Source organism: Leptothoe sp. PORK10 BA2 (genome assembly GCF_034932105.1).
Classification (GTDB): Bacteria; Cyanobacteriota; Cyanobacteriia; order Phormidesmidales; family Phormidesmidaceae; genus Leptothoe.
In genome coordinates, this window is sequence record NZ_JAYGIG010000010.1 from 38,666 (window position 1) to 58,723 (window position 20,058).

The 20,058-nt window shown below is 53.0% G+C and carries 21 protein-coding genes; 10 read left to right on the forward strand and 11 right to left on the reverse strand.

All coding sequences use genetic code 11. The features are described from left to right. The first annotated feature begins 4 nt into the window (after positions 1-4). Together VB741_RS04675 and VB741_RS04680 are read left to right on the forward strand one after the other, a co-directional pair. Complete coding sequence (locus VB741_RS04675; RefSeq protein WP_323363982.1) at positions 5-1,861, forward strand: hypothetical protein; 1,857 nt, start codon at positions 5-7, stop codon at positions 1,859-1,861. 136 nt (positions 1,862-1,997) lie between these two features. Then, entirely contained in the window at positions 1,998-3,884 is a 1,887-nt protein-coding gene (locus VB741_RS04680; protein WP_323363983.1) for a DUF3685 domain-containing protein, read from the forward strand. Between the two features lie 94 nt (positions 3,885-3,978). Here VB741_RS04680 and VB741_RS04685 read toward each other — a convergent pair whose 3' ends face one another. The 3 genes from VB741_RS04685 to hisIE form a co-directional block, all read right to left on the reverse strand. Continuing rightward, positions 3,979-4,719 carry a phycobilisome rod-core linker polypeptide gene (locus VB741_RS04685; RefSeq protein WP_323363984.1) on the reverse strand — a complete coding sequence of 247 codons (741 nt, stop codon included), beginning with the start codon at positions 4,717-4,719 and terminating at the stop codon, positions 3,979-3,981. Between the two features lie 403 nt (positions 4,720-5,122). Next, positions 5,123-6,301 carry a DNA double-strand break repair nuclease NurA gene (locus tag VB741_RS04690; RefSeq protein WP_323363985.1) on the reverse strand — a complete coding sequence of 393 codons (1,179 nt, stop codon included), beginning with the start codon at positions 6,299-6,301 and terminating at the stop codon, positions 5,123-5,125. A gap of 97 nt (positions 6,302-6,398) precedes the next feature. Continuing rightward, positions 6,399-7,040, reverse strand: a complete 642-nt coding sequence (gene hisIE, locus VB741_RS04695; RefSeq protein WP_323363986.1) for a bifunctional phosphoribosyl-AMP cyclohydrolase/phosphoribosyl-ATP diphosphatase HisIE — start codon at positions 7,038-7,040, stop codon at positions 6,399-6,401. 337 nt (positions 7,041-7,377) lie between these two features. Here hisIE and hemL point away from each other — a divergent pair, with 337 nt between their 5' ends. From hemL to VB741_RS04720, 5 genes are all read left to right on the forward strand, one after another. Beyond that, positions 7,378-8,682, forward strand: coding sequence for a glutamate-1-semialdehyde 2,1-aminomutase (gene hemL, locus VB741_RS04700; protein ID WP_323363987.1), 1,305 nt, complete (start codon positions 7,378-7,380; stop codon positions 8,680-8,682). A gap of 174 nt (positions 8,683-8,856) precedes the next feature. Then, the gene (locus VB741_RS04705; protein ID WP_323363988.1) at positions 8,857-9,615 is read left to right on the forward strand and encodes a HEAT repeat domain-containing protein; all 759 of its coding nucleotides are present in this window, start codon (positions 8,857-8,859) and stop codon (positions 9,613-9,615) included. Positions 9,616-9,748: 133 nt separating this feature from the next. Next, positions 9,749-11,545, forward strand: coding sequence for a sodium:solute symporter family protein (locus VB741_RS04710; protein ID WP_323363989.1), 1,797 nt, complete (start codon positions 9,749-9,751; stop codon positions 11,543-11,545). A 121-nt stretch (positions 11,546-11,666) separates the two neighbouring features. After that, positions 11,667-11,849 (forward strand): hypothetical protein, encoded by a 183-nt coding sequence (locus VB741_RS04715; RefSeq protein ID WP_323363990.1) that lies wholly within the window; start codon positions 11,667-11,669, stop codon positions 11,847-11,849. After that, on the forward strand, positions 11,830-12,333 hold the full coding sequence (locus VB741_RS04720) for a GNAT family N-acetyltransferase (protein WP_323363991.1): 504 nt from the start codon (positions 11,830-11,832) through the stop codon (positions 12,331-12,333). The genes VB741_RS04715 and VB741_RS04720 overlap by 20 nt, the downstream gene beginning before the upstream one ends. Before the next feature lie 40 nt (positions 12,334-12,373). Here VB741_RS04720 and VB741_RS04725 read toward each other — a convergent pair whose 3' ends face one another. The 5 genes from VB741_RS04725 to ebsA form a co-directional block, all read right to left on the reverse strand. Further along, positions 12,374-12,865: a YajQ family cyclic di-GMP-binding protein gene (locus VB741_RS04725; RefSeq protein ID WP_323363992.1), complete on the reverse strand. Its 492-nt coding sequence runs from the start codon at positions 12,863-12,865 to the stop codon at positions 12,374-12,376. Between the two features lie 149 nt (positions 12,866-13,014). Beyond that, positions 13,015-13,452: an MAPEG family protein gene (locus VB741_RS04730; protein ID WP_323363993.1), complete on the reverse strand. Its 438-nt coding sequence runs from the start codon at positions 13,450-13,452 to the stop codon at positions 13,015-13,017. A gap of 48 nt (positions 13,453-13,500) precedes the next feature. Further along, entirely contained in the window at positions 13,501-14,016 is a 516-nt protein-coding gene (locus VB741_RS04735) for a DNA recombination-mediator protein A (protein WP_323363994.1), read from the reverse strand. A 313-nt stretch (positions 14,017-14,329) separates the two neighbouring features. After that, positions 14,330-15,415, reverse strand: coding sequence for a phosphotransacetylase family protein (locus tag VB741_RS04740; RefSeq protein WP_323363995.1), 1,086 nt, complete (start codon positions 15,413-15,415; stop codon positions 14,330-14,332). 171 nt (positions 15,416-15,586) lie between these two features. Next, the gene (gene ebsA, locus VB741_RS04745; protein ID WP_323363996.1) at positions 15,587-15,958 is read right to left on the reverse strand and encodes a type IV pilus biogenesis protein EbsA; all 372 of its coding nucleotides are present in this window, start codon (positions 15,956-15,958) and stop codon (positions 15,587-15,589) included. Positions 15,959-16,230: 272 nt separating this feature from the next. On the opposite strand from ebsA, the gene VB741_RS04750 reads away from it, so the two are divergent. Next, positions 16,231-17,595, forward strand: a complete 1,365-nt coding sequence (locus VB741_RS04750) for a glycosyltransferase (protein ID WP_323363997.1) — start codon at positions 16,231-16,233, stop codon at positions 17,593-17,595. Between the two features lie 302 nt (positions 17,596-17,897). Further along, positions 17,898-18,446 (forward strand): hypothetical protein, encoded by a 549-nt coding sequence (locus VB741_RS04755; protein WP_323363998.1) that lies wholly within the window; start codon positions 17,898-17,900, stop codon positions 18,444-18,446. Between the two features lie 25 nt (positions 18,447-18,471). Here VB741_RS04755 and VB741_RS04760 read toward each other — a convergent pair whose 3' ends face one another. From VB741_RS04760 to VB741_RS04770, 3 genes are all read right to left on the reverse strand, one after another. Continuing rightward, positions 18,472-18,759, reverse strand: a complete 288-nt coding sequence (locus VB741_RS04760; RefSeq protein WP_323363999.1) for a TMEM165/GDT1 family protein — start codon at positions 18,757-18,759, stop codon at positions 18,472-18,474. 72 nt (positions 18,760-18,831) lie between these two features. Continuing rightward, entirely contained in the window at positions 18,832-19,206 is a 375-nt protein-coding gene (locus VB741_RS04765; protein WP_323364000.1) for a TMEM165/GDT1 family protein, read from the reverse strand. 76 nt (positions 19,207-19,282) lie between these two features. Then, the gene (locus VB741_RS04770) at positions 19,283-19,663 is read right to left on the reverse strand and encodes a YkgJ family cysteine cluster protein (RefSeq protein WP_323364001.1); all 381 of its coding nucleotides are present in this window, start codon (positions 19,661-19,663) and stop codon (positions 19,283-19,285) included. A gap of 192 nt (positions 19,664-19,855) precedes the next feature. On the opposite strand from VB741_RS04770, the gene psb30 reads away from it, so the two are divergent. Continuing rightward, entirely contained in the window at positions 19,856-19,993 is a 138-nt protein-coding gene (gene psb30, locus VB741_RS04775) for a photosystem II reaction center protein Ycf12/Psb30 (protein WP_442786291.1), read from the forward strand. The last annotated feature ends 65 nt before the right edge of the window (positions 19,994-20,058 follow it).

Sequence of the window (20,058 nt, forward strand, 5' to 3'; positions counted from 1 at the left end):
GCTAATGACAGCTACGCCTACCGATCCACAGCAATTGAGTTCATCAGCCTTGGCCGAGGCTAAGCAGCCTGCTCAGCGTGGTCCCAAAATGACTAAGCCCAAAGGCAAAGGTCGAGCCTGGTTTTGGGCCACTATCTGGCTAATGCTGTTGGCCGCATCCAGTGGCCTGGGCATCTGGGCCATTGCCTTGATTACGCGGCTTCCTCCCTTGCCCAAGTGTGATGATATATCGGTGTTTAGTGCCGATAGTGAGCGGCTGTACTGCGCCAGACAATCGGCCGTATCGGGCTCTGAACGGGATTTGGTAGCCGGGCTACAGCTAACGGGGGCTTGGGATGACAAGCATCCTCTGTATCAGGACTCCGAGGAGGTGACCAATCGCTGGGCTAAGGGCTTGTTTAAGCTGGCGCAACAGCGGATGCAAGCGGGCAACTTGGAGCGAGCGGCTCAGCTGGTGGGGTATATTCCTGCCCGCGCCGAGATCCATGCCGATGCTAAAACTGCCCTAGAACGCTGGGAGGCGGAGTGGACAGAGGGGACAGAAATTTCGACAGCGGTGACGGCAGCGGTGGTTAACCAAAACTGGAGTGGTGCCCGTAAACAGCTGCGGGACATGAAGCTCTTAAGCAGTGACTATTGGCTGAAGGAGCGTCACCCTGACCTGGGACAGTACATTCAGCGGGAAGAAGACGATCGGCGTAACTTGATCAAAGCCAAGACGCTGGCGAGTAGTGGCAATATGGATCGCCTGCTGGAGGCGCTGACCCTGGTGCGGCAGGTGAATGTGCAAAGTCAGGCTTGGCCTGAGGCTAAACCCCTATTGGCAGACTGGACGAAGACCCTGTTGAACTATGGGTTTCAAAAGTGGGAGCAGGAGGATTTAGAGGGCGCGATCGCAATTATCCAACAGCTACCTGTAAACCTGGCGACGGAGCCAGAAGCCAAGGACCTGGTGTTGTTTGCCCATGCCCAGCGACTGGCCACCTTTCAGCAGGATTGGGCCCCCACCTATGGCGAAGTTCTGAATTTGATGGATGCCATTCAGGCGTTGGAGCGCATTGGTAGCGAGAGCCTATTTTATGGCGATGCCCAGACCAAATTGGCCCTGTGGTCTAAACAGCTGGAGGACCTGCAGCAGCTTTACGGAGCCACCTTAGCGGCTAACTTCAACCAAAAGGGTTCGTTGCAGCTGGCTGTTGAGCAAGCCCAGGAAATTGGCCCTGAGCGCCCCCAGCGGCAGCAGGCTCAAACCTTGGTGGCCCACTGGTCTAAGGAAATCCAACGAATTGAGGATCGACCCTTGCTGGCTCGGGCGGCACAGCTAGCGGACAAGGGTGATAAGGCGAGCCTAGAGGCGGCTATTGCTGAAGCGCGGAAGATTGAGCAGGGGCGTGCTCTGCGTGTAGATGCTCAGACCAAAGTAGACCAGTGGACCAAGCAAATCCAGGTATTGGAGGATCAGCCCCTCTATAGCCAGGCGTTGGATTTGGCCAGTAAAGGTAAGCTACGGGATGCCATTAAGGAAGCTGGTAAGATTCAGCCGGGACGGGCCCTGTATAGTCAGGCCCAGGTGTCGATTAAAGAATGGACCACCAGTATTCAGGTGGCCGAAGATCGGCCAATTTTGAATGAGGCTGAGGCGTTGGCCTACCAGGGCAGATTGTCGGATGCGATCGCAGTGGCTGCTCGCATTTCATCGGGCCGGGCCCTATATGCTGAAGCTCGTAGTTCCATTGCCATTTGGGATGCTGAACGGGCCTATAGTCAATCACTACAGGAGGAGCCCGCTGCATCTGACTATGACGAGGAGGATAGCTCCAACGAGGATGACGGTTACGCCGAAGAGGATGACTATGAGTAAAGGTTCCGGCTCATATGCTGGATAAATGTGGCCTTGCTACCGCAAACTGAGGCTAGTAGTGGATACTAGAACAATCAGACTAAGAGATTCAGAGACTAAGAGATTGAGAGACTAAAACAGTGCGACATCAGGCAGCATGAGTGAACGTCCCTTGCAATTGATGCTGGTGGATGAAGACCCCACCTTTAGACTGGGGTTGCGGGTCTGGCTGGAACAGTTACCTGGCTTTCAAATTGCGGCGGAGGCGTCCAGTGCGGCGGAGGCTATGGCCATTTTGCGGAAATGCGATCGCACCCAAGCAGAGGCCTTTACCGATCCCACCCTGCGCACCCAGCGCTCGATCAATTTAGTCATTGTCGACTTAGGTTTGGGAGCGAGTGATACGGGCAAAGACCCCGTCAGCAGTTCCGGCCTACAGCTTTGCAAATCCATCAAGACTGAGTTTCCTAAGTTACCGGTGTTAGTCCTCAGTGCTCGGGATGAGCCTGTGCTAGAGGCGGCGGCCCGTCAGGTGGGGGCCAATGGCTATGGCACTCGAGGCATGCCCGTCCGGGAACTGGCGCAACTGATTCGCACGGTGGCCCGAGGGTCCAGCGGTCCGGGAGCCAACGATGCCATAGAGCAGCAGCGGACCCAACAGTCCTCCCAGATCCCTGGTCCGTTGACCGCCATGCGACTGAGTATGCGCCTGTCGGGGGTGGAGCAAATTGAGCAGCAGCTGGCCAAAACAGCGGCAGAGCTACGCCGTTCTCGCCTGACTTGGCTGGAGCGCCAAATTTTAGCCGGTCAACTCCGGGAGCTAAAGGCCGCCCGCTGGTGTATGCAGCGGCTATGGGCCACCCGTAACTATGCCGATACTGGTTGGATCAAAAAGCAGGTCAACTCCCGCAGTCGTTCCATGCCTGCCACGTCTGCCACAGGGGGCGCGTTGTCAGCGCGTCCCAGTTCCGTGGGGGCACCCCCCGCCGGAACCTTGAGCCGAGATGCCCCGGCCATGGCCGTATCCCAGGCCAACCCCTTGAGCCTCCGCAGCGGCGATGTGCAAAACATGGTGTTTGAGGCTGTCTTTGCCAAGCTCCAAACCGATTTGGAAAACACCACATCGGAACCGGTGGAAATTGATATTCTGCGCCTCGACAAAAAGCGAGAGCTGCTATTTATTATTCTGCGCCGCTTTGAAGACTTGTTAGACGATCTGCGGCAGTCATCTTTTCCACCGGGGCAGCTGCGGGACAAATCCCCCCAGGTGCTGCGAGATCTATGGGTGGCCACCATCGAAGAGTTCTTTGGTCGCTATTACACGGTGCCCCTCAATGGCGTAGAGCAAGAACTCGTCGCGGTACTTTATCAAGAGAAAGAAACGGTGGAGCGGGATATTCTCCAGCACATTCCCCTCGTGCCCGACCTTTTGGCCCATTGGTTGTATCAAGATGCCATGGTGGTTGATGGTAATGCCTATGTCGCCACGACCCCTGAGGCCTTAGCCCATAGTGAAAAGCTATTGGAGAACCTAATCATTCAACTGGGGAATGCGGTGATGCAGCCCCTGCTCAACCGATTAGCCGATGTGGAAGTGATCAAAAAGGGCCTGTACAGCCGTCGGATGATCTCTACCCGTGACATTGAGCGGTTTCGCAATGATCTGTCCTGGCGCTACCGTTGGGATCGCTTGGTCAACGAACCTACGGCCATTTTTGAGAGCCAGTATCGGCTCTATACCCTAGGACCGCGCGGCATTATGCTGACGCCGATCTATGCCCCCCGTCGCAGTGAGTTAGATCGACTTTCGGGATTACCCTGGGCCGTCACCCTACTGCTCGAAACCCGTGATGCCATTAGCCCCCGTTTGCGAGCCGTGATTTCCATGGTGGGTAGTACGGTGGTGTATGTGCTGACCGAGGTGGTGGGTCGGGGCATTGGTCTGGTGGGTCGGGGTGTGTTGCAAGGCATTGGCAACGCTTGGCAAGATACTCGCCGGTCTAGACAGCGGCAAGCTCCGCCTACGTTTAACGAGTGGGAATAATTGATCGCGATCCACCCCAATAAAACGCTGCCTGCCTTGGGAGTTCCACCCAAGGCAGGCAGCGTTTTATTTTGCACTTTTTAGTGGCGGGTCTTTAAATCTTGAGCCAGCCAAACCAAGATAGGATAACCGCCACAACGCCACTGGTGAGGACGACAGCACCGGCCACTGTAACCACAGCACCAATTTTGCGGATCCCTTCTGAAGGTAGACCATCGCCGAAGAGACCATCGCCAGTGGCGGAGAAGTCGTTGCCGAGGGCGGTCAATTTGGCTAGATGATCGCTACCGTAACGAGGCATGCGCTCAAAGGGCAGCTCTCCCATGGACTGCTGGGGTAGAACCCGTCGCCGTTGGTAGGGCACGGTGTCTTCACCAAAGTTGTCCAGATACTCATCACTGTTGAGCAGAGCATTCACAAATCCGGTAATGCCTTCCGTGGCCAGCACGATTGACCAAGCCAAGGTTTCGCGCTGATCATAGGCTTGACGACCGAGGACTCGCTGAAGGCACATGTCAACGAAGCGGTAGTTGTTGCTGCATTCATAGTTGAGCCGTCTGAAGGAGTCAGACATCAGCAGCCCACGAATGAAGTCCCGGACGGATAGCTGAGAGTTGCGTAGCTGGGATTCTAAATAGCGATCGCGATGGCAGGCGAGGAGTTGCTGCTCATTAAAGATGCGACGATAGGCAGCTAGAATCAGGGTTTCAATTTCCTGGGAATCTAGCAACAGCGCTGTGGAGAAAATTCGTGGCTGTTCGTCACCAAACACTTCAAAGCCATTGACACGTTGGTTTTGGCAACTGGTTGGATAGCTTAACAATGGCAGAGTCATAGGGGTGAAATCCTTTTTTTAAAACGGTGCCAGGGGGAAAAAAACTGCAGGGTAATCATCATGACTTTAGTTGGTCATGACGACTAAACCATAGCCATGACGACGACCCAAAGTGCAGTTATATGGGGAGTTCTCGTCCTCCGTTAGTTACTAATCCTAGAGATATGTGGGGATCGGCCTCGAAAATCTGTACGGAAACTCAATTAAACACAACAAAAGTAAATAGTCTTCTAATTAATCTCTGGAGGCCCCTCTATATATGAGTGCATCCTTGCTGTTTCAGGACTGGGTTGAAGTCTAATGAAATGAGTAAAAATACTCAGTTAATTCGTGGACAAAAAATATTTCTAGAATACCTAGAGTTAAGATGGTGAATCTGAGAATGCGTAATTTTCTGTTACCTTTAGCGACGACGGAGCTTGCTCATCATTTTGCGAGACCATCGTAGCTGTAGGTCTTCGCTATGGGCCCAGTCTTGGAGAATGCGAAAGAAGATTTGGCGGTCGTTGGTTTGTAACACAGCGGTTTGGTCAGCGGTTTCGATGGCGTAGGGGTAGCCGCCGCCGACGATGGTTTCGGCCCTGACCCAGTGCAGTACTTGATGGGTGATGCCAGCTTCGTGCATCCAGCGGGGCATTTCGATGCGGGCTGGGTAGCCCTGGTTGGTTTTTAGGTAGGTGAAGGTGATGCGGTCTGCTTGTTCTTTGTAGTCAGCCAGGATGCCGGTGCGATCGCACTGAAAGATCGGCGTACAATCTCCCCATGCCATAAATCGACTGAGCATCTGGGCGTCGTGTACCGCAGGCATGCCCTCTATACCCACGTAGAGTTCCAACAGCGTGGTCAAATCATGGGCATAGCTGGTGTCCACATAGCCCACTAGGGGGACTCGGTGGTGTTCGCTGGCCCTGACTAATTTCAATAGGGCTTTGACATAGGCTTTACGGGCCTCCTCTTCATAGGCATCGGCAAAGGTGGCCACTAAGGATCCGTCGAAAAATACGAGGCAATGGTCGGGATCCCTCACCTGCTCGATATAGCTCACCAGCCGTTCAGTTTCCATTTGAAAGCGGCGCAAGTTGACGATGCGCTCCGCTGGCGTGGCTGGGTCGTAGGCTTTTAAGTCGTGGGGGGTGAGGATATCTAATTCAATGTCTTTGGTGTAGTCGGCCTCTGAGGTGTGGGGATTTTCAAACCAGCCCACCTGGACTAGGGCAATGGGCAATGACAGGTCTTTACTGGAGAAAATCTGGGAACCGTCCACCGCAAATGTGGTAACGCCCTCCAGCTGTTCCTTCACCCACTGCAGGCTCTGTTCGCGGCTGCCCCACTGCAGGTTGCTGTGGTGAATGCCTGGTTGGTCCTGGGCATTGGCTGCCAAGGGGGTGGCCAAGGGACGGGCTCCCACATTTCCTGGGTGGGCGGTCAGCCAGTCCTGCAGTTCGTTGGCTGAGGCTTGGCACAGGGTTTTCCAGGCGGCTTGATAGGTATCTAACGCCGATAGGTTATTACTCTCAAACGTGCGAAAGTACTTGCGTTTGTTTTGTAAAATCGCCTGGATTTGAGAGGGTTTGATGGCCATGGGCAAAGTAGGGCATTTGTACTGCTATTGTGCCATGGGTTTGGGGTTCCGGTGGGGCATTGCAGACAATGCCTCTATCGGGATTGTCTACGGGGATTTAACGCCGTGATTGCAGTTTCCGATACACATCCTTGATGTCCACATTGTGATGGGCCAAGGCCACTAGGGTGTGATACAGCAGGTCCGCCACTTCCCCAGCAATTTCGTCCGGGTTGTCGTCCTTGCAGGCCATCACCACCTCGGCGGATTCTTCGCCGATTTTTTTGAGGATTTTATTGTCGCCCCCTGCGAACAGGCTGTTGGTGTAGGAGCCGGGTTGGGGATTGGCTTTGCGATCGCAAATCACCCCATACACCTGGGATAACGTATCGGCTCTGGGCGGGGTAATTCCCCCCTCCACCTGGTGGAAGCAGCTGCGTTCCCCCGTATGGCAAGCGATTTCCCCCACCTGCTCAATGGTGAGCAGCAGGGCATCGCTGTCGCAGTCGTAGCGAATGGCCTTCAGCTTTTGCAAGTGGCCCGATGTGGCCCCCTTGTGCCAAAGCTCCTGGCGGGAGCGGCTCCAGTACCACACATCGCCAGTGGTCAAGGTTTTTTGCAGGGCTTCCTGGTTCATCCAGGCCATCATCAGCACGGTGCCGTCTAGATAATCTTGTGCGATCGCAGGTACCAGACCCTGATCGTTGTAGCGAATTTTTTCAGTCGGAATAGCGCCGACAAAAGAAAGAGGGGTACTCATGGTCCGGGTCAGTTCAGCTCAGTGCAGCTCTATTGTCCCAGTTTGCGGGCTTTTGCTGCTTTGCTACATTCCGTAACATATCTCAAGATCTTTCAATCGATGTAAGCACAAACGCTAGGATTAAGAATACTGCAATCTTCGCTATCGCTCGTTTAATGCCATTCTGAGAGGTAAAGTGGCCTCCTGACAGAAATAATTCCATAGAATTCCATCGGATGCATGGAGCAGGCATTCAACGAGCATCCCTGTCTAAAAGCAGGCTTTGCCCAAAGGCAGCCCTTTGGCGCAGTCATTTGATCCCATAGAATAAACGACTTTGACTTATAAGGAGAGCCCGTTGGTTACCACCACATCATCTTTAGAGACCACAAAATCAGAAGAGATTTTTGCGGCTGCCCAACACTTAATGCCCGGAGGTGTTAACTCTCCCGTGCGGGCGTTTAAGTCCGTTGGTGGCCAACCCATAGTCTTTGACCACGTCAAGGGCTCCCACATTTGGGACGTTGACGGCAATGAGTACATTGACTACGTCGGCACTTGGGGACCCGCGATCTGCGGTCATGCCAATGACGAGGTCAATGCCGCCCTCACGGCAGCCCTGCAAAAGGGAACGAGCTTTGGTGCCCCCTGTTATTTAGAAAATGTCTTGGCTGAAATGGTCATCGCGGCTGTCCCCAGCATCGAGATGGTTCGCTTTGTGAATTCTGGTACCGAAGCTTGTATGGCAGTGCTCCGCCTCATGCGAGCCTTTACCGGCCGTGACAAAGTGATCAAGTTTGAGGGCTGCTACCACGGCCACGCCGATATGTTCCTGGTCAAGGCCGGGTCTGGGGTGGCCACCCTGGGTTTGCCCGACTCTCCGGGTGTTCCCAAGAGCACCACGGCCTCTACCCTAACCGCTCCCTATAACGATCTCGAAGCGGTCAAAGCCCTGTTTGCCGAGTACCCTGGCGAAATCTGTGGCGTCATTCTAGAACCCATTGTGGGTAACTCTGGGTTTATTACGCCCGATGCCGGTTTCCTTGAGGGGCTACGGGAAATTACCCAAGATAACGACGCCCTACTTGTATTTGACGAAGTTATGACCGGTTTCCGCATTGCCTATGGCGGTGTGCAGGAAAAACTAGGCGTCACCCCGGACCTCACCACCCTTGGCAAAATTATTGGTGGCGGTTTGCCCGTGGGTGCCTATGGCGGTCGCCGCGAAATTATGGAAATGGTTGCGCCCGCCGGTCCCGTATACCAGGCCGGTACCCTGTCCGGAAATCCCCTAGCCATGACCGCAGGCATCAAGACCCTGGAAATTTTGGGTCGCCCCGGTACCTATGAACAGCTAGCGGAAAAAACCAACAAGTTAATCACCGGCCTGCTGGACATTGCTCGGGAGCATGGTCATGAGGTCTGTGGCGGCAACGTCAGCGCCATGTTTGGCCTGTTCTTCACCTCAGGTCCGGTGCATAATTATGACGATGCCAAGAAGTCTGACCTGCAGAAGTTCAGCCGCTTCCATCGGGGCATGTTAGAGCAAGGCGTATACCTGGCACCATCTCAGTTCGAGGCTGGATTTACCTCCCTAGCCCACACCGATGATGACATTGCCAATACCCTAGCAGCGGCCCGTACTGTACTGGCCACCATTTAGCCCTTAGGACCTGCCTGCCGTTGGTCCAGACTATTATTTTTATCAACGCAACCTAGGGTAATGGTTCATTTGGGCCATTACCCATGTTTCATCGTCAGGTGAAATCCGTAGTTCCTCCTACGGCAAAATGACCATTCTGGACATGGACAAGGCTTAATTACCCTATTTCTCGCCATGGACGATATTGATGCCCTGAAGGTTTTAGACACCGAAATAGGTTTAGACGCCCCCCTTGATCCCTTAGATGACATTTCATTGGAGGACGATACACCCAAGTACAACTCGGATCAGATGTTGCCGCTGCTGCAATCGGACAATCTGCAGCAGCGGATGTTTGCAGCCCGTGCATTTTACAAAATTCAAGAGCCCCGAGCGATTCCTCAATTGATTCAGCTGCTGGCGGACGAAAGCCCATTGGTGCGGGTCAATGCAGCCTATGCCCTAGGGCGAAATCCGAGCGAAACAGCGGTGGATGCTTTAATTGCTCAGCTGGCGAATGATTCCCATGGCTATGTGCGTAAAGCGGTGGTGTGGGCCTTGGGCAACTGCCAGAATGAGAAAGCCGTGGCTCCGTTGGTCAACGCCATCGAAAACGATATGTCCGTGGTGCGACTGTGGGCCGCCAGTGCCCTGGGCCAAATGGGCAAAATTAGTTTCGAGGCGATTCTCCAAGCGATTCCGGCATTGGTCAAAACCATGCGCAATGACCTCATTGCCATTGTGCGTAGCAACTGTGCCTGGTCCATTGGTGAGCTGTGCAAAGATTTACCCTACAACGTGGTATACGCCACCGCCATTGACGCGTTGATTGAAACCTTTGCTGACGATGAGGATTTGGGAGTGCGGGATGATGCCCGGGCGGCCATTCTTAACCTGGGTGATCCTCGGGGCTTACAGGTGATTGAAGAAATCGAGCAAGAAGATTTTTACTAGCAGGAAAACTACGGGTTTTAACTGGGGCGTGGTGTGAAGGCTGGGATCTCCGGTTTCATACAACTTTGCGACAATTGATCACCGTGTGAGATGATTTGGGCTGTCGCTGCAGATTTACCTAAGTTTTACGCCCATGCTGCTCATTGATTGGCTGATTGTGTTGGCCTACCTCATCGTGACGATGGTGATCGGTGTGTACCTATCGAACAAGGCCTCAGGAAGTATAGAGGACTTCTTCGTATCAGGGCGCTCATTGCCCTGGTGGCTAGCTGGCACCAGCATGGCGGCCACCACCTTTTCCATTGATACACCTCTGTATGTGGCTGGCTTGGTAGGTTCCCGTGGCATTGCCGGCAATTGGGAATGGTGGAGCTTTGGCATTGCCCATGTGGTAATGATCTATATCTTTGCGAGGTTGTGGCGACGGTCCGAAGTGGTCACCGACGCCGAACTCACCGAAATTCGCTACGGCGGTAAAACGGCTGCCGTGCTGCGCGGGGTAAAAGCATTTCTCTTTGCCGTACCGATTAACTGCATCGGCATTGGCTATGCCATGCTGGCCATGGTCAAAGTAGTCGATGCCCTAGAACTTTGGCAGAGTGTGGGGGTGGAACCCAATGACAGCCTCAAGCTATGGAGCGTGATCGTCGTCAGTATTTTGGTGCTTCTCTATGCGGGGTTTTCAGGTCTTTGGGGGGTGGTGACCACGGACTTTTTCCAGTTTTTCCTAGCCCTGTTTGGAGCCATTGTGGTGGCGGTGGCCGCCGTGACCTCCATGGGGGGTATGCAAAACTTGATTGATCAGGCCCAGGCCAACAGCGAGTTCGACATTATGTCGGTGTTGCCCCTCACCTTTGATGGCGGTATTGGTTGGAGTGCGGTGGCGGGGATTCCCGCCAGTACCTTTATGGCCTATGTTTTCTTGCAGTGGTGGTCCTTTCGCCGCAGTGACGGCGGTGGCGAGTTTATCCAACGGTTGGTGGCGTCTAAAAACGAAAGCGAAGCTGAGAAAGCCGCCTGGTTTTTCAACATTTTGAACTATGTGATTCGGACCTGGCCTTGGATCATTGTGGCCCTGGCTGCGGTGGCGATTTATCCCGATTTGGCCGATCGCGAGCTGGGTTACCCCAAGCTGATGCTGGACTTTTTACCCCCTGTTTTGCTGGGGCTAGTGGTGGCGTCGCTGATTGCTGCTTTTATGAGTACGGTGTCCACCCTGATCAACTGGGGGGCTTCGTACCTGACCAATGATCTCTATGGCCGGTTTATTCGCCCAGGGGCTACCCAGGCTGAATTAGTTAGCGTTGGTCGCCTTACATCGGTGATTGTGACGTTCTTCGGTGCCGCGGCGGCCTTTGTGGCTTCTGATGTGGCCACGGTTTTCCGCTTGGTGATTGCCATTGGCACCGGGCCTGGACTCGTGCTCATATTGCGCTGGTTCTGGTGGCGGATTAATGCGGCTGCCGAGCTGAGTGCCATGGTGACAGGCTTTGTGATTGGTCTGCTCACCAGTGTCCTAGAGGTGGTGCAGATTGCTGATTTTGGGCTGCGGCTTTTGGTCACAGCGGGCATTACCACCGTAGTTTGGGTGACGGTCATGCTCTTGACGCCAGCGGAATCTGACGAAACCCTGGATAACTTTTACCGGCGTGTGCGGCCCGGTGGTCCAGGCTGGAAACACCAGCGCCAGCGCACCGGGATGAGACCATTACAAAATTTGGGTCTGGAGCTGCAACGGGTGATGGCGGCGCTGCTGCTACTGTTCGGTGCCATGTTTGCCGTGGGTGGCTTTTTGCTACTGCAATCCCTGCTGGGCTGGTGCTCGTTGATTGTTGCTGTCGGTGGTTGGTGGTGGTTACGCCAACTCAATCACCAGCCCATATCTCCCGTGCCGCGTCCTGGCCTCGATGACGATGATCTGGGGATGTAACCTAGGGACTGTTGGTTTAGCCCGCAGTCCTAAGAAAGACAGAAGAGGCGTTACGATACCTAATGGGAGTGGTCAACCCTAGGGTGCAACTCCCATCCATTCTTAATTTCAGACTTTCACCATGTCCATTATTCGCTCCTATGTAATTCCGTTTTTGATTTTGTTGACGTTTCTAGTGGCGATGCTAGCGGTGAGTGCCCGGATCTGGTTGCCCAGTGACATGCTGGCCCCAGCCCCCATTGCTGGTGATGAGCTGGCTTTGCTTTCTAAGGCATTGGTATTCCATGGATTTGGTGGCGGCTAGTTGGCCACCGGGCTATCGATTGGTGGAGGGCTCTACTGCCGATCGCTCGCGGTTAGTCACCACGATGGAACGGGCCTATGAAGAGTTAGGCGCTGCCCAGTTTAGTCATATAGCCCCAACGGTGGATCAGTATTTTGCGGGTCTATCTTTTCTGTGGTGGCTTGACAAAGATAGGGCAATAACGGGACCCCGTGTAGGTTTCACGGCTGAGCCAGCGGCTTCCCTGGGTTGCCTGTGGTTGGGTCAGTCTGTGAACCAGCTCACGGGGGTGCTGCAGGCCTATGTTTATTTGGTGTATGTCGCTCCAGAGCATCGTGGTCAAGGGTTGGGACGTGCCCTCATGACCCACGCCAGGAAATTTGCCCATGACCAGGGCTATGGCCAAATTTCCTTGCAGGTATTTACTCACAACGAGATCGCATTGAATCTGTATGCCAGCTTGGGGTATGAACCTAAGGCCACTTGGATGACGTTGGATCTATGAGTCTGGGGATCTCTGGCTCTGTCAGTGCCTGGGGCTAGAGCTAACGATAGTTTTCAAATTGCAAGGCAACTGGCCAATCTTCTTCTTTGAGCAGCTGAATGGCGCTTTGCAGATCATCTTTGGACTTAGCCGAAATGCGGACGGCATCCCCTTGAATGGAGGCCTGAACTTTTTTGAGGTTGTCGCGGATCAGCTTGGAGATTTTTTTGGCGGTCTCTGAGTCGAGGCCTTTTTTTAAGGCAATCTCTTGACGGATGCGGTTGCCGCTGGCTGCGTCAATGGCTCCATAGTCAAAGATTTTCAGGGACAAGTTACGCTTGGCCGCTTTGGTTTGGATCAGGACATGGATCGCTTCCAAGGTCATCTCGCTAGCGGTTTCAATGGAAATGCTGTCTTCACCCAGATCTAGGATGGTTTTGGTGTCTTTGAGGTCATAGCGGCTTTTGAGCTCGCGGCGGACCTGGTCAAGGGCGTTAACTAGCTCTTGACGGTCAAATTCACTGACTACATCAAAGGAATAGGAAGATGCCATGGTGGATATGGGGGTTGGGTGGTGATGAGCAGGGTCGGGCAATCGAGGGGAAGTCATCACTCCATCAAAAATGCCTGGGTTGTAATGCCTTGGTATCCCCCTAGGGGCATCAACCGTGAGCCCCTATTTAGCTGGGCTATTGTACCCAGCTACTGTAGCCAAAGGGTTTTGCAGCTCATGAAATATAGGCTGAAAATGCTGAGGCTGCCGATGCCAAACATGAGCGATCGCAACGGGGCCACATTGACAATATAAAACACCGAAAACAGCAGGCGGGCAACCAGATAAGCCAACACCGCTAGCACCATGTTAGTCCCGTCTTGCCCAGTTATATAAGCCATTACTGCCGCTGGAGCGTACAGTATGAACGACTCAAATGCGTTTTGGTGGGCCCAGTTAGCCCGCTTTGCATAGTCGGGTAGCTGATCGGCATAAAACCGAGGTCGAGAAAACACCTCCAGGGGATTGTCCATGGTCTGGGCTAGCTTAACCCGTTCTGCCGCTACCACCAAGTAGGGGACGTAAATCAGAAATGCCGCTACTGGCAAGCTATACAAAAGGCAGCTGGGAAAGGATAAAACGCTCACAAAATAAATCGTACTAAAACAACTTAATCAACGGGACAGCCCCATCAATCAATCAAAATAAAACAATGTCACTACCTTGCGCTGTTCCTCTGCATCTTTGCAGGTCTTGAGCAGCGTATGGCTGTCATGGAAGGCAAAACATATCAGCTGCTGACAGCGAGAAATAATTTCCTGGTTACAGAGGGCACTGGCCTCGGCCAGCTCCAGCCGATCATGGGCGGCATTTTCCACCAGATGCATGACTAAATCTAGCTGCTCACGGGATTCACGGGGCTGCCGAGCCAAGCTTTGGGGCAAAATGACCGTTAGTAAGTTCGGGTCTGCTTTCATCGCTCCGCGAATGGCAGCGGAGTTGGTTCCTGTGGCCCCCGATGTCAGCAAGCGATTGCCCCCCAGTACCAGTGCATAGCTCATCAGCTCAATTAGCCGCAGGTGAGTAATGGGCACATGGCGGGACCCCAAGATAGCAATTCGCTTAGAGCCTGACTGCTGAATAGTCGCCAGCTCTTGCAAAAAATCATCTACCTTAAGTGATTCGGTGGGAGTATTAAGGGACTGACTCAAGGGTTTATAGAGTTTTAGTGAAGGGACTGGCCAATTCTACCAAACCCTTGGCCCTAAGCTTGTTATCCTTGCTGCAGCTAATGTCTTTCTAGGCTGTGACCACTGCCGTTCTAAGCTTATACCTGCCTTACTAGGCTGATACTTTCTAGGCCGTGACCACTGCCGTTCTAAGCTTATACCTGCCTTACTAAACTGATACTTTTAGGCTGTGACCACTGCCGTTCTAAGCTTATACCTGCCTTACTAGGCTGATACTTTCTAGGCCGTGACCACTGCCGTTCTAAGCTTATACCCGCTTTAGTAGGCTGATTTTTTAGGCCGTGACCACGGGCGATGACAGATCTAATTCAGCCATCAGCCGTTCCACGTCAAAGTACTTTTCCATCAGCAGTTGAATGCACTGAACCTTAATCGGTTCCTGCAAACGCACCTGCTGGAAAGACTTTTCAATGATTTCAACGGTGGTGAGGGTATCTAAATCCACCGATAAAATGGGGACCTCTAAATCTTGGGCTCGGCTAATGATGTCAGGGCGCGGTGCCAGATGACCCGTCAAAATTAGGCACTGGGTAGACGTTTCTAAGGCCGCCAGCTGAATGTCAGCCCGGTCACCACCGGTAATCACCGCCATATTGTCGGCCCGTCGAAAATACTTTAGAGCTGAGTTCACATTCATCGCCCCAATGCTCAGACTTTCCACCATCAGGTCCATGCGTTCTTGGCAGCAGAGCACCTCAGCCTTCAGTTGGTGAACTAATTCACCGACACTGACGCTCCGCATCAGGGGGGTACTGGGTAAAATCCCCAAAACGGGGATATCATGGCGTTCTAAACAGGCTTTGACGTTGGTTTGGACATTCTGGAGCTGTTCCGGTGGGACATCATTAATCAAAACGCCCATGAGCCGATCGCCAAGCTTTTGTTTGGCCGCCAACAAACCATCGACAATCAGTACCGAATGAAATCTGGCCACTAACATGACTCGAGCTTCGGTAATTTTGGCCAGCTGGGGTAGGGATAGGCCAAATAATGTGCCCTCTTCAAGATTGCCCGTGCCCTCAATCAGCAATAGGTCTTCTCCCTGACTATCGAGGTAAGTGGCCATTTGCTGGAGGTCAACGGCCGAATTTTCGTCCGTTAATTGCTGCGCAATGGTTGCGGCATCTAGGGATAGCAGGGTTGGTCGTAACCGAGATTGGGGTAGCTTTAATATTTCAGCAATGAAGCTGACATCTTCATCAATATCCGATTCGTCGCTGGGACAGGTGCCGACGGGTTTGGCATAGGCTATGTCAATCCCGCGATCCCGAAGCTGTAAGGCCAGACCGGTTATGGTGGCCGATTTACCGCTGTATGGCTCTGTTGAGCCAATCAGCAGATGCTTTGATGGATTGGGCACACTATCACTCCTAACTACCAAGGGGGCTAACGCTTATTGTGCCATGGAGCGATGTGCGCCATGGGTTAAAACGTTAACTTTTGACGAAGTGTTTGATGGCTGTCTGAGGCGATGGGATGGATTGGGGATGCGCTGCTGGTGATCAGGCCGACATTGGCGCTGAATGCAGAGCTAATCATCCATTCTCAGCAGTTTACGGTAGAACGATTTGGAGAAGTCGGGGGAGCGTTTGAGACGGATGGCGGTCACCACGTCGATCAGGAAATCGACAAACTCGAAGGTAGCCATGGTGATTTCGTAGGTGAGGTCGGCATCCCCAGCAAACTGCATGCGGCATTGGGTGAGGTCGGCCGGCAGCATGGAAACATTCCATGTGGCCAAAAAGATAATGCTCTCGCCTCCTTCGATCCGGCGCTCACCTTCCAGGTTGCCGCATTTGTAAAGGCCAATGGCATAGGGTAAGGCTTTACGTTTATTGCCTTGGTAATAGGGCAGATAAACGCCGACATCTTGTTTGGGAGCTGGCTGAATGTCTATAAGCATGGCGTTAAGCAGTGGGTCTCTTCAAACAGAGTGAACTTAAATTAACAGATGCGTCAAGGTCTGACCTTCAATCACTGACTTTCAATCACTTGAGATGCTGTCAACTGTCAATGGGTTCTACCGAGCTAGTGTACCCACAGAATCTTGCGCTCTGTGCAAGATTCTGTGGCGGATGGCAGGGGACAAGGTTTATGTCTAGGGGCGATGGAATGTAACAGATTTTAATAAGATATTAATAACCTGTTACTTGATGCCCTAATTACACCGAACCTATGGCGATTGAAATGGTACCTAATGCTTCTCCAGATGATCTTTCTGAGGGACGTCGCCTAAAAGCGTTAGCGGCTTTGGTGTTGTTGTGGGGCATAACGGGGGGGCTGCACATGTCTCCTTGGGGGGCTTTAGTGGTTTGGGTGGTGACGGGGCTGGTGGCGCTTTATATGGTGCGAATTGCGATCGCAAACCCCATCTATGCCATTAGCCCCAATCAATCAAGTCTTCCCAACGCTTTGGGGATGGCTGCTTTAGACCCAACGGCCTTAAGCCCAGAGGATTGCCCCCAGGTATCCGTCCTGGTAGCTGCCAAAAATGAAGCGGCGGTGATTGCTAACCTGGTGGACTCCCTGTGCAGTTTGAATTACCCCGAAGACCGCTATGAACTTTGGGTGATCGATGACAACAGTAACGATGGCACCGGCAGCATCTTAGATCGATTGGCCCATGAGTATCCAAAGCTGAAGGTACTGCACCGAGGCCCCGAGGCAACTGGAGGTAAGTCCGGTGCCCTCAATCTGGCCTGGCCCAGGGCTACGGGGGAGCTGCTGGCGGTGTTTGATGCCGATGCCCGGGTGCCGGCGAACTTACTGCAGCATGTGGTGCCGCTGTTTGCCAATGAGCGCACCGGGGCGATTCAAGTCCGCAAGTCCATTGTGAATAGTGAGACGAATTTCTGGACCCAGGGGCAAGCGGCGGAAATGGCCTTAGATCGCTACTACCAAGAGCAGCGAGCCGCCCGCTGTGGCATCGGAGAACTGCGGGGCAATGGCCAGTTTGTGCGCCGCACCGCCATTATCCAATGTGGGGGTTGGAATGAAATGACCATTACCGATGATTTAGATCTGACGGTGCAGCTCCATCTAAATCAATGGAATATTGGCTTTTTGACCACCCCCCCTGTCGGTGAAGAAGGGGTAACCAGTGGCATCGCCCTTTGGCACCAGCGCAACCGTTGGGCTGAGGGGGGCTACCAGCGCTATTTAGACTATTGGCGGCTATTGCTGCGCAACCGGCTGGGGTGGAATAAATCCATTGATATGTTTATGTACTGGATGTTGCAATATATGTTGCCGATTGTTGCGCTGCCGGACTTAATATTTGCGATCGCCCTCCGCCAGTCTCCAGTGTTTGCCCCCTTAACCACATTTGCTGTGGGGGTGTCCTATTGGGGCATGGCCATGGGGATTCGTCGGACCCAGAACATATCCTTGCCGCTGGCCATGGTGCTGGCCGTGAAAGGCACCCTCTACATGACCCACTGGATTGTGGTGATGGCCTTTGCTACCACCCGGATGGCAGTGCGGCCCAAGCGGTTGAAATGGGTGAAAACCATCCACGATGGAGAAGCCGCTAGCGCCTAAAGACGGCGAGTTGGACACACCAAACTTAAAGCGGGACGTTTTTCCAAGGATAGAAGTCAGGAGTCAGGAGCCAGAAGCTAGGCCCCTACGGAATTCTGACTCCTGGATTCTAGATTCCTACCCAACCAGAATTTTCCGGCTTAAATGGATACCTGGCGAGTTTTAACAATTTATATCTCAATACTGGTGTTACGAGTCTATAGAAAACGTTGCAATGCAGGCATCGCAACGTTTTTTCACGTTTGTTGCCAGTTAGATCGGTTAGCGTATGAAACATATCCATCCATACCTGGTCTGATTTTATGACAAATTTCACCTTGCCGTATCCCAAGCTGTCGCCGCGCCAGTTCGCTTGGGATACCGCCGTTCTCTTTGTGGCTGTCTTTTGGCTCGGGGGCAGCTTAATTCTCGACTTAGTGGTCATGCCCATGCTTTACATGAGTGGCATGATGACAGCTCCTGGGTTTGCCAGCGCTGGTTATGGCTTATTTGAGCTATTCAACCATTTGGAAATGCTGCTGTCCGGGCTGATTTTGACCGGCGTGTTATCCATGCGCCATGCCCATGGGGAAAGAGCGGTGGAAATTAGCGGTAGTCGCAGTCGCTGGGCCTTATTTTTATCCGGTGGCCTGATTGCGATCGCGTTGACCTATACCTACGTGCTGACTCCCTACATGGGCGCTATCGGCATTGCCCTCGACATGCCTGGCATCATTCATATCGTCCCTAACGCCATGAATTGGATGCACGGGGCCTACTGGTTCCTGGAGTCCATCAAAGTGCTGGCGCTCGGGTTTTTATTAACCCTTTGCTACAGCGACATTGCCGCCCAGTTTACTGAGCACAATTAGTTTCCCTCGTCAGGCCACATTCTCGTCAGGCCACATCCCTGTCAGGCCACAATAGACGGATTGCTAACAGCGCAAATCCTATGGCAGCAATACCTTTAACCAGCTGTTCCGGTAAGATTTGCGCTGTTCCTTCCCCCAGCAGAACGCCGAGGAAGCTCGCTAGAACAAGGGCGCTGGCCGTCCCGAAAAAAACCGCTTTGGGGGATGACGAGCTGCCCCCTAATGCGATGGCAGCTAGCTGACTTTTATCCCCCAATTCCGATAGGAAGACGGTGATAAAGCTAACGCTAACGAGATTCCAATCAAATGACATAGTTCAAGCAGGTGTCGTGGTTGGGCCTACGAGCCCATGGGGCTTTAAATCAAAACATAACCAGAGGGTTGCCTAAAGTCCCACCACTTCGGCGGCTAGGCAGACGGAAATAATTAGCAGTAAGATCCCGGCTAAGGTGTCTAGGGTTTCTGGCGAGACCCGTTGCGCCAGCCATTGTCCCACCAGCACTCCGATTAGGCTAGTGGAAATTAAGGCTAGGGCCGCGCCGACAAATACCGTCAACGGTTTATGGGACTGGGCGCTGATCAACAGGGTGGCCACTTGGGTTTTATCCCCCAGTTCAGCCAGAAAAATAGTGACAAATGTTGAGAGAAAAACACCCCAGAAGGCTGCTTTGGCTTCCGTTGTCTGGGGTGTTTTTCTCTGGGATGGCTCGGTGCGCGTGGGCTGGATTGAAGATGGGGAGGGCAAGGGGGGATCTTTCATATTCCTTTCATAATTCCTTTGATTATCTGTCAGAAAGATTGTGAGGGCAAGGCTTGAGGGAGTTTTGACTGCAAACTCAGCTCTGATCCTCATGGTCTAATTCCTCTTCTAACCCCACTGCCACCATAAATCGGACCAGTTCATCACTGTTAGGGCCATAGACCCCACTAATTTGTTCTTCACAACAGTCGATGGCAAAGTCATTGAGTTCCCCTGGCTCGATGCCAAACATCTGGGCAAAGGTATCGGGTTGGACGCGGCAAAAACTGGGGCGCTGGTCGTAAATTTTGCAGAGGCGCTGTTCGGCGTCGTAGTTGATGCACCAACCGTTTGGACCGACCATGCCCAGGTAGATGTCCAGCTGCTCTGGGGTGAGATAGTTGGCTAAATCCGGGCGATCTGTCGGGGTGAGGTTACAGCAGGCACCACAGGTGTTTACACATTGCCACGTGGCCATGGTCTCGGTCCTTATGGGAGTAGGGTTTGCTCCATCAGCATAAGGGTCTGGGGTAGGGCAATGGGGCGAGTCGTCTCCATAAAAGTTTTTGGAATTTTGTAAACATTCTTAAAAGTGGTGGGATCGAACCAGGTAAAATAGCGATGCGCTTGAGTGCGCAAAGGTCACGGTTATTTGGTTAGCGGAGGTTCAATGGCTCTTCTGGGTTTCCTAGATTTTCTCAGCAATATTAATTTTCTGGTAATAGCTCAGCTCACTGTCCTAGCAATGGTGGTTATTTCCGGTCCAGTAATCGTGTTTTTGCTAGTGGCACGGGGCGGCGATCTTTAAAACCGGATGAACCCTGGTATCTGCCAGCTTCCAAGGCGTTTAGTCTTTGAGAGCTGGCAGATGCC